The sequence below is a fragment of the Acinetobacter sp. BHS4 genome (assembly GCF_018454425.1).
Lineage (GTDB): Bacteria > Pseudomonadota > Gammaproteobacteria > Pseudomonadales > Moraxellaceae > Acinetobacter > Acinetobacter pittii.
Window position 1 is genome coordinate 3,097,636 of record NZ_CP075323.1, and the last position, 16,332, is coordinate 3,113,967.

General features: G+C 40.6%; 15 protein-coding genes and 1 pseudogene. 9 read left to right on the forward strand and 7 right to left on the reverse strand.

Going from position 1 to position 16,332, the window contains the following annotated elements:
• Positions 1-240 precede the first annotated feature (240 nt).
• Positions 241-849 (forward strand): LysE family translocator, encoded by a 609-nt coding sequence (locus KIP84_RS14895; protein ID WP_213688820.1) that lies wholly within the window; start codon positions 241-243, stop codon positions 847-849.
• 149 nt (positions 850-998) lie between these two features.
• Here the strand turns inward: KIP84_RS14895 and KIP84_RS14900 are convergent, their stop codons facing one another.
• From KIP84_RS14900 to KIP84_RS14920, 5 genes and pseudogenes are all read right to left on the reverse strand, one after another.
• Positions 999-2,045 carry an AbrB family transcriptional regulator gene (locus tag KIP84_RS14900; protein WP_213688821.1) on the reverse strand — a complete coding sequence of 349 codons (1,047 nt, stop codon included), beginning with the start codon at positions 2,043-2,045 and terminating at the stop codon, positions 999-1,001.
• Positions 2,046-2,094: 49 nt separating this feature from the next.
• The gene (locus tag KIP84_RS14905; RefSeq protein ID WP_130121930.1) at positions 2,095-3,594 is read right to left on the reverse strand and encodes a tripartite tricarboxylate transporter permease; all 1,500 of its coding nucleotides are present in this window, start codon (positions 3,592-3,594) and stop codon (positions 2,095-2,097) included.
• Between the two features lie 12 nt (positions 3,595-3,606).
• Positions 3,607-4,053, reverse strand: a complete 447-nt coding sequence (locus KIP84_RS14910) for a tripartite tricarboxylate transporter TctB family protein (protein ID WP_078224226.1) — start codon at positions 4,051-4,053, stop codon at positions 3,607-3,609.
• Positions 4,054-4,107: 54 nt separating this feature from the next.
• Positions 4,108-5,159: pseudogene (locus tag KIP84_RS14915) on the reverse strand (tripartite tricarboxylate transporter substrate binding protein).
• A gap of 108 nt (positions 5,160-5,267) precedes the next feature.
• Entirely contained in the window at positions 5,268-5,441 is a 174-nt protein-coding gene (locus KIP84_RS14920; protein WP_213688822.1) for a hypothetical protein, read from the reverse strand.
• A 510-nt stretch (positions 5,442-5,951) separates the two neighbouring features.
• Here KIP84_RS14920 and KIP84_RS14925 point away from each other — a divergent pair.
• The 6 genes from KIP84_RS14925 (at position 5,952) to tcuB (ending at position 13,050) form a co-directional block, all read left to right on the forward strand.
• Positions 5,952-6,881, forward strand: coding sequence for a LysR family transcriptional regulator (locus tag KIP84_RS14925; protein ID WP_000403821.1), 930 nt, complete (start codon positions 5,952-5,954; stop codon positions 6,879-6,881).
• A gap of 277 nt (positions 6,882-7,158) precedes the next feature.
• Complete coding sequence (locus KIP84_RS14930) at positions 7,159-8,469, forward strand: MFS transporter (protein WP_014208455.1); 1,311 nt, start codon at positions 7,159-7,161, stop codon at positions 8,467-8,469.
• 91 nt (positions 8,470-8,560) lie between these two features.
• Complete coding sequence (locus KIP84_RS14935) at positions 8,561-9,355, forward strand: substrate-binding domain-containing protein (RefSeq protein ID WP_057085133.1); 795 nt, start codon at positions 8,561-8,563, stop codon at positions 9,353-9,355.
• A gap of 132 nt (positions 9,356-9,487) precedes the next feature.
• Positions 9,488-10,417 carry a LysR substrate-binding domain-containing protein gene (locus KIP84_RS14940; RefSeq protein ID WP_213688823.1) on the forward strand — a complete coding sequence of 310 codons (930 nt, stop codon included), beginning with the start codon at positions 9,488-9,490 and terminating at the stop codon, positions 10,415-10,417.
• Between the two features lie 103 nt (positions 10,418-10,520).
• Positions 10,521-11,927: an FAD-dependent tricarballylate dehydrogenase TcuA gene (gene tcuA / locus KIP84_RS14945; protein WP_213688824.1), complete on the forward strand. Its 1,407-nt coding sequence runs from the start codon at positions 10,521-10,523 to the stop codon at positions 11,925-11,927.
• Positions 11,917-13,050 (forward strand): tricarballylate utilization 4Fe-4S protein TcuB, encoded by a 1,134-nt coding sequence (gene tcuB, locus KIP84_RS14950; protein ID WP_213688825.1) that lies wholly within the window; start codon positions 11,917-11,919, stop codon positions 13,048-13,050. Before tcuA ends, tcuB begins: the two co-directional genes overlap by 11 nt.
• A 77-nt stretch (positions 13,051-13,127) precedes the next feature.
• Here the strand turns inward: tcuB and KIP84_RS14955 are convergent, their stop codons facing one another.
• A complete protein-coding gene (locus KIP84_RS14955) occupies positions 13,128-13,661 on the reverse strand; it encodes an HPP family protein (protein ID WP_213688826.1) in 534 nt (177 codons plus the stop codon).
• Positions 13,662-13,758: 97 nt separating this feature from the next.
• Between KIP84_RS14955 and KIP84_RS14960 the strand changes: the two genes are divergently transcribed.
• A complete protein-coding gene (locus KIP84_RS14960; protein WP_005075174.1) occupies positions 13,759-14,307 on the forward strand; it encodes a TetR/AcrR family transcriptional regulator in 549 nt (182 codons plus the stop codon).
• Positions 14,308-14,321: 14 nt separating this feature from the next.
• Positions 14,322-14,981, forward strand: coding sequence for a VOC family protein (locus KIP84_RS14965; protein ID WP_057062516.1), 660 nt, complete (start codon positions 14,322-14,324; stop codon positions 14,979-14,981).
• An 83-nt stretch (positions 14,982-15,064) separates the two neighbouring features.
• On the opposite strand, the gene KIP84_RS14970 is transcribed toward KIP84_RS14965, so the two are convergent.
• On the reverse strand, positions 15,065-16,294 hold the full coding sequence (locus KIP84_RS14970; protein WP_213688827.1) for a CaiB/BaiF CoA-transferase family protein: 1,230 nt from the start codon (positions 16,292-16,294) through the stop codon (positions 15,065-15,067).
• Positions 16,295-16,332: the final 38 nt, after the last annotated feature.

A 16,332-nucleotide genomic window follows, 5' to 3' on the forward strand; every position in this document is an offset into this window, starting at 1 on the left:
TGTATAGTCGTTTTTATCGATTTTTATTTTTAGGTTTCTGTTCAAAATAAAAATCATCTTTATTAAAACCTATTTTAAATGATGAAAAACATATTGAATATCGATATCTATCTTCACAAATGTAAAGCCCCAATCTTTCTCAGCAAAAAAATAACAGCTCTAAGTAGAACAGCTCTCCTCTCAAATGCATTCCAAAAAGTACAGATTAATCCCCCTCGTTTTTAGTAAGGGTACAAGATAATGGCAGAGTTTATTGCGGTTAGTCTCATTACGATTTTGGCGGTGGTTAGCCCCGGCGCTGACTTCGCGATTGTGACCAAAAATAGTTATCTGTACGGCAGAAAAATAGGTGTGTTCACTTCACTAGGAATATCGCTTGGCGTGTTGGTACATGTGACCTATACACTTGTAGCCGTTGCGTTTGTGATGACTTATACCCCGCAAATTTTGAATATTGTTAAGTATATTGGCGCGCTTTACCTAATCTATATTGGCTATAAAACTTTTACTCAAAAACCTGTTTTAGACACTGCTGCTTTAACCGCTATCGGTAGTTTTCAAGCGATAAAATACGGCTTTTTTACCAACGCCCTGAACCCTAAAACCACACTATTTGTAATTAGCACCTATACGCAAATTGTGAGTTTAACCACGCCTAAATCGATTCTTTTGGCTTATGGCTTTTTTATGTCTTTTGCCCATTTTGTATGGTTTTCACTGGTGGCGGTGCTGTTTTCATCCATGCTACTGAGACAGAAAATGTTAGCCAAACAAGTACAGATTAATAAGGTGATTGGCTCTATTTTATGTGTCTTAGGCGTGATTTTGCTTTTTACTAAGTTTCAGTAGAGGGACTTGATTGCTAAAGCGATAATAAATACTAAGCATCGCTTTAGCTTATTTTGGTCAATAGATTAAGACATTACATGACTTAACCATGTAAGCACTAACCGTAGATATTCCCCACCTAAACATCCTCTTCAGCCGCATAGGAGGTCTTACTTTTTAGATTTAAAAAACAATTGCAGACTGTATTGATAAAAAAAGCGTGTAGTGAGAATGACGAAAATTAATCTTGAGAGTTGAAAGGAAACGACGATGGGTACTGCGAGTCCGAGAGCTTTAGCCATCAGTGACATTTCTGCGATGCCTCCCGGTGAAAGCCCTAAAATCAAGATTTGTTTTTCTGTATGACTTAAATTAACCAGTAATAAAGCAACGCTGATCGATAACGCTAAAGCCAGTAGATTGAAGATCAGTGTGATTCCAATAAATTTTTTATTTTTCCTTAAAAAGCTAAATGGAAATTTGCTACCTAGTGACCAGCCAATACAAACTTGACCAAAGGCAGTAAACCATTCAGGCAATTTCATCTGAAGTATTCCACAAAATGACAATAACCCAATAATGGCGAGTGGCCCCAAAATCCAAGCATTCAAAAGATTAAAAAATTGAAAAACCTGACCCACAAACAGGGCCAGACAAAACAGTAAGATGACCTGAAAAAAGCTAAATTGATCCGACACTGGTATCTTTAAACCAGTCCATTCGACATGAAAATAAAGCTCCATAAAAATTGGAACCAGCACAACCAAAATCACAATTCTCAAACTATGGGCAGCAACGACTTTATCGACTTGAGCTTGATATCGTTCTGCAATATTCACCATTTCACTGGCACTGCCAATCGCAGAAGAAAACCATGCAGTTGCCCAATCCAAGGCATTAACTCGATATTGCAATCCAGCCAGCAACGTACCCAATACAAGTGACCATGCCAAACCTATGAGGATAAAGCCCCAATATGCTGCCACTGCCTGTACTAAAGCTGGTGAAAAGTATAGGCCTAAAGCCATACCAATAATGACCTGTCCTATGCGTCGCCACTGGGGATCACAGGCAAGTGGATGACCAACACTACCGAACAATAAGGCCGTCAATAAAGGTCCAAGCAACCAAGGCAAGGGAATATGCAGGTATTTGGCAATTAAAGCTCCGACCAGAGCAATTGCTAATCCTTTGAGATTTGAGCTTATTTTTTCCATAATTCAGAGCAATAATAGCCAACCAATGCTGACTATTATTGCTGTCCTATTAAGCTTGTTGCTTTTTGATAAACAAGTATTTACGAACGATTGGCAAGATCAATAATAATCCTGACATGATCCAAAGTCCTATACTAATGTTACTGCTCCATAAGACATTAAGTTCCCCTTGAGAAATTGAAAGTGCACGGCGCAGATTAGATTCCATTAATTCGCCAAGTACAAAACCAAGAATCAGTGGAGCTAAGGGAAAATCAAATTTTCTGAGAATATATCCACATACACCTAAGCCCATACATAACAGCAAGTCAAAGATATTGCTATGAATAGCATATACACCAACAAAACTCACACTTGCGATGATCGGGATCAGAATGTAATTAGGAATACTCAGCATGCGGGCAAAGAAGCCTACCAATGGCAAGTTCAATACCAACAGAATGATATTACCCACCATAAGCGATGCAATCAGCGACCACACCAATACAGGTTGCTGAACAAATAACTGCGGACCTGGTGCGATGTTGTACATAAGCAACGCGCCCATCATGACCGCAGTCGTCCCCGAACCCGGCACACCTAGTGTCAACATGGGTACAAATGAACCACAAGCCGCTGCGTTATTCGCACTTTCTGGTGCAGCAAGCCCACGTAAGTCACCTTTACCAAACTTGCTACTATCCTTTGCCATTTTTCGCTCAGTGGTATAGGCCATTGCACTTGCAACGGTTGCACCTGCTCCTGGGAGAATACCCAAGAAGAAACCAATCACTGAACTGCGGATAATAGCAACTAACGAGAAAATGAACTCTTTAAGATTAAAAAGAGAACGTTTTCCTTGTTTTAAGGCAACTTGACCAATTGTCGTACGTTCGAGCATTAATAGGATTTCGCTTACACTAAATAGGCCAATAACCAAAGTAGTAAAAGCAATTCCGTCACTTAAACCCACACTGTTAAAGGTAAAGCGATATACACCTGTAATTGCATCCATTCCCACAGTTGAAAGTGCTAAGCCCATGAGTGCCATAATTAAGGTTTTAAAAGGCTGCGTACTGACCAGACCAGTTAAACAAACAATTGCAAAGACCATCAGAGCAAAATATTCAGCGGGACCAAACGCAATTGCCCATTTCGCCAATATAGGTGCAAACAATACAATCCCAATAAAAGCAACAGTACTTCCAACAAAGGAACTGACCGATGACAAAGACAATGCGATTCCTGCCTTTCCTTGCTGTGCCAATGGATAACCATCTAACGTGGTCATAATGGCTCCAGCATCTCCGGGTACGTTTAACAGAATCGCTGAAATACGTCCGCCATATTCACAGCCCAAATAAACTGCTGCCAATAAAATCAAGGCACTATCTACAGGTAAACCTAAAGCGTAAGCAAACGGCAATAAAATTGCCACACCATTAATTGGACCTAAACCGGGTAATAAGCCAACAATCGTTCCAATAAATGCGCCAATCAAAGCAATTAAAAGATTCTGTGGTTGTAAAGCAACCTCAAACCCCATCATTAAAAAACTTAATACATCCATATCGGGTCATCCTTAACCAAAAAATCCAAGTGGTAATGGCACATCCAAGAAACGGTCAAACATATAGTAGGTACTCATGCTCAGTACCAAACCTGTCACCAAAACTGGTATGGTTTTGCCATGGAAAAGTTTGCCCACTGCAATGGTCATCAACAGGGTTGCAACAATAAAGCCGAGCCATTCAAAAACTAATGCATATAGCGTTAAAGCTACCACACACAACACTAACTTAACGACTAGATGTTTTGTCCATCCCAATTCCACGGGCTCAAACATAATGGCCGGTCGAATAGTGAGATACGCTGCACTCGCTGTAATTAAGCCCATTAATAAAATAGGAAAAGCTTTAGGGCCCACTGGATCGTAGGAAATTGGGGCTTCAAAATTGCTCGCATAAATCAACAAAAATAACCCACAAACCGTAATAATGGCGGTAAGAATCCGTTCAGATTTCATCATCTATCCTCAGAAAAAAACTGAGCTGAAAAATAGCTTCTCAACCCTGCCGATTTGTTACTGTGATAATTTATATTCTTGTGATAACTGCCGCATTTCCGCGGTCTGTTTATAAACATAAGCTTTGAGTTCTTCACCTGTCAGCTGAAATGGGAGTAGATCCTGATTTTCACGGACTGCATCAAATTTCTGGTTAGCCATCATTTTATCGAAGGCATTTTTCCACCAACCATAGGCTTCATCACTGACCTTTGGCCCCATATAGAAACCACGGATCACCGGCCACTCAATGTCATAGCCTTGCTCTTTTGCAGTAGGTAATTTTGAGAACTTCCCGTCTAAACGTTTGTTAGCAAAAACTGCCAAAACCCGAATATCACCAGACTCTAGGTATGAACTGACTTCACTAATATTGCCTACCCCAACTTGAATATGCTGTCCCAATAATGATGTCAGCACTTCCCCACCGCCTTCAAGTGCAACAAATCTTAAATCGGCAGGACTAATACCTGCTTTTTTTGCCAACATTGCTGTTTGCATCCAGTCTTGCCCCCCCACACTTCCGGCACCACCAAAACTAAGTGCTTTTGGGTTTTCTTTGAGTGCTTTCATCAAGTCATCAAGGTTTTTCAATGGCGAGTCTTTATGTACCGAAACCAGACCATAATCGACGGCGACGCCAGATAACCATTTCACATCTTTTTCAGTGAAGTGTCCGAATTTCCCTTGGGCTAAGTTCAGAAGTGAACCAGTGGAAAATGCAACCACGGCATTATTATTCGCAGGATCACTGTTTACGATCTTGTTATAGGCTACGGCACCTACCCCACCTGGCATATAGGTTACGCGTATTGGATCTTTGAGCTGGTCTGTTTGTTTAAAGCCAGATTGAATCAATTTACAGGTCATATCAAACCCGCCACCCGGCTTAGCTGGGGCTATACATTCCGGACGTTTTGGCTGACCCGCCTCTTTAGAAGCATTTCCTGAACCACACCCAGCCATTGTCACACTGACGCATGTTAATGCGAGTAAAGTTAAATTTTTCATGTTACATACATCCTTATAACGTTTGCTCTATTCATATTTTGATTTTTACCAATCTCCATAATCGACCTCCTTGGCACGATCATGCTTATTGGTTTTTAGTTTTGGTCTTATGTTTTGAAATGCGCTTTTTCACAGCGAACTTCAGTAATGCAGCGTTACTATAAAAATTACGAATCAATCGACTGAAAGAAATAGCTAAGTAGAGGGGAAGTTAGGGCAATCACCAGATCTATAATGAGAATTAAAACCTTTGCAGAAATATCTAAAAATGCTTCGGTTAAATAATACTGATGAATAACAACAAGATAGTAAAAAATAATCCATTGTGTTGTCTTTTGCATATCCATGCTATGGGTAACGTTAATATTTAAATAAATAAACCTGTTTACCCAATCTTCCCTTCTGATCAAATGAGCTAAATACTCATATATTTTTCCAATAGTTATTTAATCAGTTACTCTTCTTCATAATTTGAAAATCCATCATATTTTTTAATGCATCATGCATTTAATGTGCTCCTTTTTTCATTTGAAAAGATTAAAGCACAGATCAAGAAAACATCGTGATACCAATAAATTAAAGGGGGCATTAGTAAAATTAAATAGTTAAAACTCTAAGAAAAGGGAATGTGAAAGACTGAAAATCTAGCGGTAAATTTATCGTAATAATAAATAAAAGTTAGAGGAGAAATTTTAATATTAAAGTTGAAAAAGATCGTTTTTATCGTTTTTAGAATATCAAATTAAAGATCTTTTTTATGGATTGCTGTTAATATTAAAGCGCATGATAGATTTCCCAATCCTTCATATCTGTACAAATTAAATCAAGGATGATGAGCGAACACATTTATTATGGAAATCAAACAAATAAAATATTTTTTAACTGTGGTTGAAGCAGGTAGTATTGGTAAAGCTGCCCAAAAACTCGATGTGGGTGCTTCTGCTATTAGCCAGCAAATTAGTAAATTAGAACAAGAGCTAAGCATTCGCCTATTACAGCGTAATGCCTTTGGTGTAACCCCTACTCCAGCAGGTCTCGCCTTTTTAAAACATTCTCAACTTATTTTACGTCAAGTGAACTTCGCGGTAGATGCTGCTCATTCTGCACGACTGTCTGGACATGTCAGCCTTGGCTTTCCACCGACGATTACTGCTTTGATTGGTATCCCTTTAATGAAACTAATGTCTGAACGTTACCCAGACATTCGTTTAGAGATTGTGGAAACGCTATCAGGTAATCTGATTCAATCTATTAACTCGCGTCAGCTCGATATCGCGATTATTTTTACCAATGAAATTGATAAACAGTGGTCAATACAGCCTTTGGTACGCGAGCAAATGTATTTAATGGCACGCAAGGAAGTGCTTGAAAAATACGGTCTTGCCGACTGCATCAAAAGTGGCGTTATTCAGTCTCAACAAATTGGAGATCTTCCTTTAGTACTACCACGTCAGCGCCATAGTTTAAGAAAGTTGCTTGAGCACAAGATTGGTCAGCTTAACGTCGTCTATGAAATTGATGGCCTACACTTACTCATGGATAGTCTAATTCATCTCGACCTTGCCAGTGTCCGCCCAGGCAGCGCTTGTCTACAAGAGTACAAACATAAGCTTCAATTACTCAAGTTAGTAGAACCTGAAGTTGAACGAATCAATTACTTGGTAAGCCTTGCCGAAGAAGAATTATCACCTGCCGCACTTGCTGCAAAGTCAGCCATTAAGGCTTGCGTGAAAGATTTGATTCAAAACCAGATTTGGCCATGTTCTGAAATTATTTTATAAAGAGTCATTAATTTTATTAAATACCTAATTAATTTTGCCCTCTCACTCCCTCCTGCTTTTTGAGATTACATTTTCGTCCGAATGATAAGTGGTTTTCCGCTTGTCGAAATATAGATGTGTAGTTTGAACTGGAAACAAGGCATCACATTTTCTGCAAAGGACCTCGCTAAATCTCATTTCTAACCCATTTGCTCTTTAGATTTATTGATTGAATCAATTTAGGTCCAGCCTCGAAAATCGTGAATGTTTCCATTTTGTCAGGCCAAGGAGGTCTCCAATGGATGTCGTGAATAACCGTAGGGCTACTTTTAAAAAAATATTAAATGTAACGAGTGGCAACTTTTTAGAGCAGTACGACTTTTTTCTTTTTGGTTTCTATGCCACTTATATCGCGGCAAAATTTTTCCACTCTGAAAATGAATATGTCTCTTTAATGATGACATTTACCGTGTTTGCTGCGGGCTTTCTTATGCGTCCTCTCGGCGCTATTTTCTTGGGCGCTTATGTCGACAGAGTTGGTCGACGTAAGGGTCTTATTGTTACTTTAAGTCTTATGGCCATCGGAACCATCTTAATTACCTTTGTACCGGGTTACGAAACCATAGGTATTATTGCTCCGATTTTGGTGGTGATTGGACGTCTATTACAAGGCTTCTCGGCAGGTGTTGAATCTGGCGGTGTATCTATTTATCTCGCAGAGATTGCAACGGATAAAAACCGCGGGTTTATCACAAGCTGGCAGTCTGGCAGCCAACAAGTTGCTGTTGTGTTTGCTGCATTACTTGGCTACTGGCTCAACACCATTTTAACTACTGCTCAAGTGGGTGAATGGGGCTGGCGTATTCCGTTCTTAATCGGTTGTTTGATTATTCCGTTAATCTTCTTGTTCCGTCGTACTTTAGAGGAAACTGAAGACTTTAAAGCGCAAAAGACTCATCCATCGACCAAAGAAATTTTCAGCACACTGGCAAGCAACTGGCGCATCGTACTTGCAGGTATGATGATGAGTGCGATGACTACGACCACTTTCTACTTTATTACGGTTTACACCACAGTGTATGCAAAACGTACTTTAGAAATGTCAGTAACAGACAGCCTCTTAGCAACCGTTTTTGTTGGTTTGTCTAATTTCTTCTGGTTACCAATGGGTGGTTTGCTTTCAGACAAAATTGGTCGCCGTCCAGTACTAGTCGGCATTACCACACTTGCTCTCTTTACAAGTTATCCTGTTTTAAGTTGGTTAGTGAGCAACATTAGCTTCTCGAACCTTCTAATTACGCTTGCTTACTTCTCGTTCTTCTTTGGTATGTACAACGGAACCATGGTCGCAACGCTTGCAGAAGTGATGCCGAAACGTGTACGTACAGTTGGTTTCTCTTTAGCGTTTAGCCTTGCAGCCGCTATTTTTGGTGGTATGACCCCAATGGCTTGTACCTTCCTTGTCGAAAACACAGGCAACCCAAGTACCCCTGCTTTCTGGCTCATGCTTGCTGCGGTCTGTAGCCTCATCTCAAGCTTGTATCTATGCCGCGGTTCTAAACAGAAAAATACTGACGCGATTGCTGAACCTGCAAAAATTAGCGCTTAAAACAACAACTACTTAACCTGAAATTTTAATGAACAGTACGGCAGATCTTACGTCTCCGTACTGTGTTCTCCTGTCATTAAAGCGAGATACTATGAAAAAGTCCCCTATCTTCATGACCATTTGCCTAGCTGGTGCTGGCTTAGGCTCAACTCTTGCTAACGCAGATACTATCGAAGTAATTAGCTCAGGTGGTTTTTATTCATCTATGGAAAAACTCATTCCATTATTTGAAAAACAAACAGGCCATACCGTGCATCTCTCGTCTGGTTCATCAATGGGTGCATCACCAACTGCAATTCCAAATCGACTCGATCGTGGTGAACGTTTTGACGTGGTGGTCTTGGCTGCTCCTGAACTGAGCAAGCTCGCAGAAAAGGGTTATGTAGACCCCAATTCACAAAGTGCTTTAGTGAATTCAAGCATTGGTATGGCTGTACCTAAAGGTGCACCAAAACCAGATATTAGCTCTGCAGAAAAATTTGAAAAAGTTTTATTAAATGCCAAGCACATAGGCTATTCAGCAAGTGCGAGCGGTACGCATCTTGAAAAAGATGTTTTCCCAAGCTTCCCGCCTGTCGAGTACAAAGTAATTTCGAGTAAGGCAGAAAAAGTGGTAGGCGACCGCGTTGCAAAACGTATCGCTGAAGGCCAGTTTGATATTGGTTTCCAGCAAATTAGTGAAATCAAACCTTTTACTGGCAAATATGGTCAAGTTGAATTAGTCGGTCCAATCCCTGCACCGTATCAAAAAGTGACGGTATTTGCGGCAGGCATTGGTAAAAACTCGGAACATGCAAAAGTCGCAAAAGAGTTAATTAAATTTGTGAAATCGCCACAAGCAACACAAATTATTGAAGAACAGGGTCTTGAGCAGGTTAAAGAATAAAAGCTCTAAAAGGCAACATCTTGAGGTGATGTTGCCTTTACTCTATTGCCAGTTTACTCAAAGCAATAGAGTAAAAACTATAGCGACAAACCAGTGTAGAATTAATCCATAAAGGTTAATGTAGTATTTGCCGTGGAACTGAAACAATTAAAGTATTTTATTGCAGTGATCGAGTCAGGAAGCTTGGGTAAAGCTGCAAAAAATCTCGATATTGGAACTTCTGCATTAAGCCAGCAAATCTCAAAATTAGAAAGCGAGCTTTCTATTCGCCTTTTACAACGTACCGCTTTGGGTACGGTTCCCACCCCTGCGGGCTTAGCTTTTTTTCAACAAGTGCAACTGGCACTTAGACACCTAGACCATGCCGTAGACTCTGCGCATTCTTCACGTTTAAGTGGCCACGTCACCGTCGGTTTTTCGCCGAGTGTTGCAGCAGTTATTGGCACACACTTTTTAAAACTCATGAGAAACCGTTACCCCGACATTAAAGTCCGTCTAATTGAAGGGTTATCGGGTGACTTAAAAGCTTTAGTTAATGCAAGGCAGCTCGATGTTGCCATCATCTTTAGTGACGATGTCGACCCACAGTGGGCCATACAACCTTTAGTCAAAGAACAGATGTTTTTAATCTCGCCTAAAGAAGTGCTGAGTCAGTACGCGCTTGAAAGCTGTATCGACACTCAGACCATTAATCATTCACAGCTTAAAGAACTCCCCCTGATTTTACCGAGTCAACGACATGGACTGCGCTTGTTGCTCGAACAGAAAATTCATCAGCTTAAAGTGGCATATGAAATTGATGGGCTGCATTTGTTAATGGAAAGCATTAACCAACTCGAAATGGCAACCATCCAACCTGCGGGTGCATCATTAAACTCAAGGCAAGACTTGTGTTTGCTACGCGTTGTAGAACCTGCCATTGAACGCATTAACTATTTAATTAGCCTCTCTGAAGAAGAAATCTCACCTGCTACTTTAGCCACCAAAGTAGTGATTCGCGCCTGTGTAAGCAACTTGATTAATGAAAAGCGCTGGCCCGGTGCGGAACTCATAAATACTTAAGCGCTTAGTGTTTATTTTTACTAAACACCCATTCAAGCTTAGCCTCTCACTTCACCTTTCCTTTTAAAGCTACATTAGCCCTAGCTGAGAAAGGGAGAAATCCATGCATGATGTGATTGTAATTGGTGGTGGGAATGCCGCGCTGTGTGCCGCGCTCACGGCAAAAGAAAGTGGCGCTTCTGTGCTTGTCATAGAAGCAGCACCTAAAGAATGGCGTGGTGGTAACTCACAACACACTCGTAACCTTCGCTGCATGCATGATGCTCCTCAAGATGTATTGGTTGATGCCTACCCCGAGGAAGAATATTGGCAAGACCTACTTAAAGTGACTGGGGGCAAAACCAATGAACATTTAGCTCGTCTAGTGATTCGTAGCACGGCGACCTGTCGTGACTGGATGCGTAAACATGGTGTGAATTTTCAGCCACCGCTATCGGGTGCTTTGCATGTTGCACGTACCAATGCATTTTTTATGGGTGGTGGTAAAGCCCTCATTAATGCGTATTACCGTAGTGCCCAAGAACTTGGTATCGAAATTTTATACAACACAAAAATTAAAGATCTAAAGTTAAATCAAGAACATTTTGAAGCTGCAATTGCTGAAGATGGACGTGTATTTAAAGCAAAAAGCTGTGTATTGGCCGCAGGTGGTTTTGAGTCAAATCTTGAATGGTTAAGAGAAGCATGGGGACAAAATGAAAACGGCGAATGGCCTGCCGATAATTTCATTATCCGTGGAACCCGCTTTAATCAAGGCAACTTGCTTAAATTTATGATAGATCAAGGCGCCGATATTATTGGTGACCCATCACAATCGCACTGTGTCGCCGTAGATGCACGCGCCCCGTTATATGACGGTGGTATTTGTACTCGTATCGACTGCGTTTCCTTGGGAATTGTGGTCAATAACAAAGCTGAACGTTTTTATGATGAAGGCGAAGACTTCTGGCCAAAACGCTATGCGATTTGGGGCCGCCTTGTTGCTAAACAACCCCAGCAAATCGCCTATTCCATTATTGATTCAAAAGCCATTGGTCGTTTTATGCCACCTGTATTTGCTGGCGTAAAAGCAAATAGCATTCATGAGTTAGCCGAAAAAATCGGGCTAGATGTCAAAACCTTATGCCATACCGTAGAAGAATTTAATCAAGCCTGTGTGCAAGGCACCTTTAACCATACCGTTTTAGATGACTGCACCACCGAAAATATTGTTCCCAACAAAACCCACTGGGCCGTTCCTCTCGACCAGCCACCCTTCTATGCCTATGCGCTTAAACCTGGCATTACCTTTACCTATTTAGGCTTAAAAGTAGAAGACGATGCTGCTGTGCGTTTTAACAATAAGCCAAGCAGCAACCTGTTTGTCGCAGGTGAAATGATGGCAGGTAACGTACTTGGTCAGGGTTATACCGCAGGCGTTGGTATGTCGATCGGAACGACGTTTGGGCGAATTGCCGGAAAAAATGCCGCCCACTATGCACTTTCACAAGGAGTTGAACATGAATGCTAATAGCAAAGCCCTAATTCCAGTTGTTCAGCTCTCTGACCATGAGCAAGAAGTTCAAAGAGCCCTACAGATTTGTAATGCTTGTCGCTACTGTGAGTCTTTTTGTGCTGTATTTGCGGCCATGACTAAACGCCTTGAGTTTAACCAAGCCGATATTCACTACCTCGCAAACCTGTGCCATAACTGTGGTGCTTGTTTACACGCTTGCCAATATGCCCCACCGCATGAGTTTGGCGTAAACATTCCAAAAGCGATGGCACAAGTACGTTTAGAAACTTATCAAGAATTTGCGACCCCTCAGCCTTTAGGTCGACTTTATAAGTCTGTAGGTATTCCTTTTGTCTCGGCTTTAACACTTATTTTCTTTTTTTGCATGTTAGCTGTGGTGTGGTACAAAGGCACCGACCTGTTTGCAGGCTACCAAGGTAATTTCTATGCGATTTTCCCGCATAACTTTTTAGCGCTACTGTTTGGAGCGACCTTTACAGTTGCAATTGTTCTGCTCGGTATTGGAATTAGCAAATTCTGGCGACAGACGTCTAAAGTCATTCATGGCAAAGTTGAGAAACCCGATCTGGTTCAAGCTACCCAAAACGTATTAACACTTAAATATTTAGATGGTGGTCATGGCAAAGGCTGTAATGAGCAAGATGACCGGTACACACAAATCCGCCGCGTGTTCCATCACCTGACATTTTATGGCTTTATGCTCTGCTTTGCAGCCACAGGTGTAGCGACTTTATATCACTATTTCCTTAACCTACATGCGCCTTATCCTTACCTAAGTTTGCCTGTGATTTTAGGCACTTTAGGTGGAATTGGCTTAGTTGTCGGGCCTGCTGGCTTACTCTATTTAAATCTTAAACGTCATCCGTTGCATGGTGACCGTGAGCAAAAACCTGTAGATCGAGGCTTTATTTTCCTTCTACTTATCGTTAGTGCTTCAGGGCTAGCACTTATGGCATTTCGCAATACCCCTTACATGGCACTTTTACTGATTTTCCATTTAGCTACGGTCATGACGTTCTTTATTACCATGCCATTTGGAAAGTTCGCACACGGTTTTTACCGCAGTGCTTCTTTACTCAAATTTGCCATCGAAGAACGTATTTCTAAGAAGTCATAATTTCATTCAAAAGTATTCACTATCTTGGCGAAGTGAATACTTTCATTATTTTAAGCTCAAAACATTTCATGCCATCCCTACTTTTTACTATTTAAAATTCCTAAACCATACATCGGCCACTTCGTACTCGCTTTAATATTATTAATCAGCATCGCCACCAAAACCAAAGACACTGCACCAACCAAAACAGGGAAAATTAAGAAACTCCACTGGTAATGTATGCTGCTTGCAGTGAGTAAAATAACCAAAGGATTGGCCCCAGCAGGTGGATGAACGCATTTAAAAACTTGCATGAGTGCTATGGCACAGCCCACTGAAAAAGCAATTGTAAAAATGGAAACACCGACAAATTTTAGAAAAAACAAACCTACAAAAGCCGAAATAAGATGCCCAAATATAATATTTCTGGGCTGTGCCAAAGGTGACTGCGACACGGTATAGAGCAATACACAGGTCGCACCGAACGGCGCCATGATAAAGATATTATGTGTGAGCTTACTCAGCCACAGAAGTATAAAAATACTGACCGTCCCCCCAACAAGGCTTCTTAAAATATCAATTTTATTGGGCGATGGAGCCAGTTTTTCTTTGCCATAAAAGATCGAGAACATGGTTTTATTCCTTAAACAAACATTGCTTTTTAAAAAGCATATAGATAAAATTTCAAATAGTACAGATCTGTACTATTTTATTTTTTGGAAAAGACACATGTCAAAATCTGCCTTAAAAATATTAGATACAGCCGAGAAGTTATTTAATGAAAATAGTTTTGTCGGAGTTGGTGTCGATCTGATTCGCGATGAATCTGGCTGCTCTAAAACCACCATGTACACGTACTATAAAAATAAAAATCAACTGGTTAAGTCTGTGCTCGTTGCACGTGATGAGCGATTCAAGCAAAGCCTTTTGGGCTATGTAGGAGATACAACAGGGTTAGAAGCCATCAATAAGATTCTGGATTGGCACACTAACTGGTTTAGACAAGATTTTTTTAAAGGCTGTTTATTTGTAAGAGCTGTCGCAGAATCTAACCAAGATGATCAAGACATTATTTCTATTTCAAAAGCCCATAAACAATGGATTAAAGTATTGATTGCACAAAACTGCAATATACCCAATGGTGAAGCTTTATCTGAGCTGATCTATACGGTGATTGAAGGGCTAATTAGCCGCTTTTTAGTCGATGGTTTCGATGAAACACTTGCGACAAACATGAAAAACTCTATTAATCAATTATTTAATATTCATAAACATTAGCATGAGAACTTAAAATGGAAGTGGACCATATTTTTATTTGTGTACAATCAGGCGCTCCCGAAGCTGAAACTTTAAAAAAATTCGGTCTAACAGAAGGTTCATCCAACAAGCATCCGGGTCAAGGTACCGAAAACAGACGCTTTTTCTTTAAAAACAGTTTTATCGAGTTAATCTTTTTAAATAATCCAGAAGAAGCCTCAAGCGATCTCACCAAACCAACTCTGCTTTTTGAACGACTCAGTGCTCAAGATAATATCGCATCCCCTTTTGGAATTTGCTTTAGACCTAAAAATAAAGATGATAACGGTGCAAAATTTCCTCATTGGGTTTACAAGCCAAGCTATTTACCAGCCAGCTTAGAAGTAAATGTTGCCAAAGATTCTGTTGTATCTGAACCGATGTGGTTCTTCCTTTCATTTGCTTCACGACCAGACCTTGCTGCAAAAGAAAAACAACAACCCCTTGTGCATAGCAAAGATTTATCAGAAATCACCGCAATTAAGGTTTCTATTCCAAACCTTGAAAAGCACCCTACTTCATTGCTGTTCAATTCGCTTGATGATTTTGAAGTGACTAATGGATCGGAGCATTTAATGGAAATTAGTTTTGATCATGAACCTCAAGGAATGATTCATGATTTCAGACCAGAGCTGCCACTTATTTTTAAATATTAAAAACGCTTATTTTTTAATAAAAAACTGTGATTTATTGCAAATCACAGTTTTTTTAAATTGAATCACATTAACAAAGTAACAGCTTAAGCAATTTTTCCATCAATAATGCCTTTCTCTTTTAATGCAGCTAGCTCTTCTGCTGTTTTAAATCTCGATAAGATTTGAGCCGTATGTTCACCTAGCTCTGGCGGTGCATGATGATATTCAACTGGAGTATCAGACAGCTTGATTGGTGAGCCTATGGTTTGAAAGTTTTCATTTAAACGATGAGGAATATTCACCACCAAATTGCGATGTACGATTTGTGGTTCAGCTAAAGCATCTTCAATAGAGTTGATAACACCTACGGGTACTTTTAAGGCATGAATCATGTCGACCCACTCTTTGGCAGTTTTCTGCAAAAAGTGCTCGGACAATAAAGGAATCAGTTCATCTCGATATTTTACGCGGTCTTGGTTACGTACAAACTTTTCATTTTCGAGTAGCTCTGAATAACCAATCGCAATACACAAATCCTTAAACTGCTTGTCATTACCACACGCAATAATAAATTCTTTATCCCTAGCCTTAAAAGTTTGATACGGCACAATACTTGGGTGTTGATTACCCATGCGCTGTGGGGCTTTACCCGAAGCTAAATAGTTCATTCCCTGATTTGCCAGTGCCGCGACCTGTACATCAAGTAAGGACATATCAATATACTGACCGCGTCCTGTGTGTGAGCGTGCAATCAATGCGGCCTGAATCGCAATGGTTGAATACAATCCAGTTTGAATATCTACCACAGCCACACCAACCTTTTGCGCACCACCGCCTGCCACATCATCAGGCTCGCCGGTAATGCTCATTAAGCCAGACATACCCTGAATAATAAAATCATAACCGGGCTCTTCTGCACGTGGGCCATCTTGCCCAAAACCCGTAATCGAGCAATAAACAATATTTGGGTTTAACTCACTTAAGGAAGCATAGTCCAAACCATATTTAGCCAAAGACCCTGTCTTATAATTTTCAATCACGACATCAGCAGTCTTGGCAATTTCATAAATTAAAGCCTGACCTTCGGATGTGGTAATGTCTACCGCAACCGAATATTTATTGCGGTTGGTACACTGGAAATAACCAGATTCACGGGTCATGTTTCCATCTTGATCGGGCATCCATGGTGGTCCCCACATGCGGGTGTCATCACCTACTCGAGGACGTTCAATTTTAATCACTTCTGCGCCAAGGTCTGCCAATATTTGCCCGCACCATGGCCCCGCAAGTACACGACTTAAATCTAAAACCCGAATTCCTTGTAATGCACCCATAACGATACCCTTATCTTTTAGAAGGCACTCAACGCACC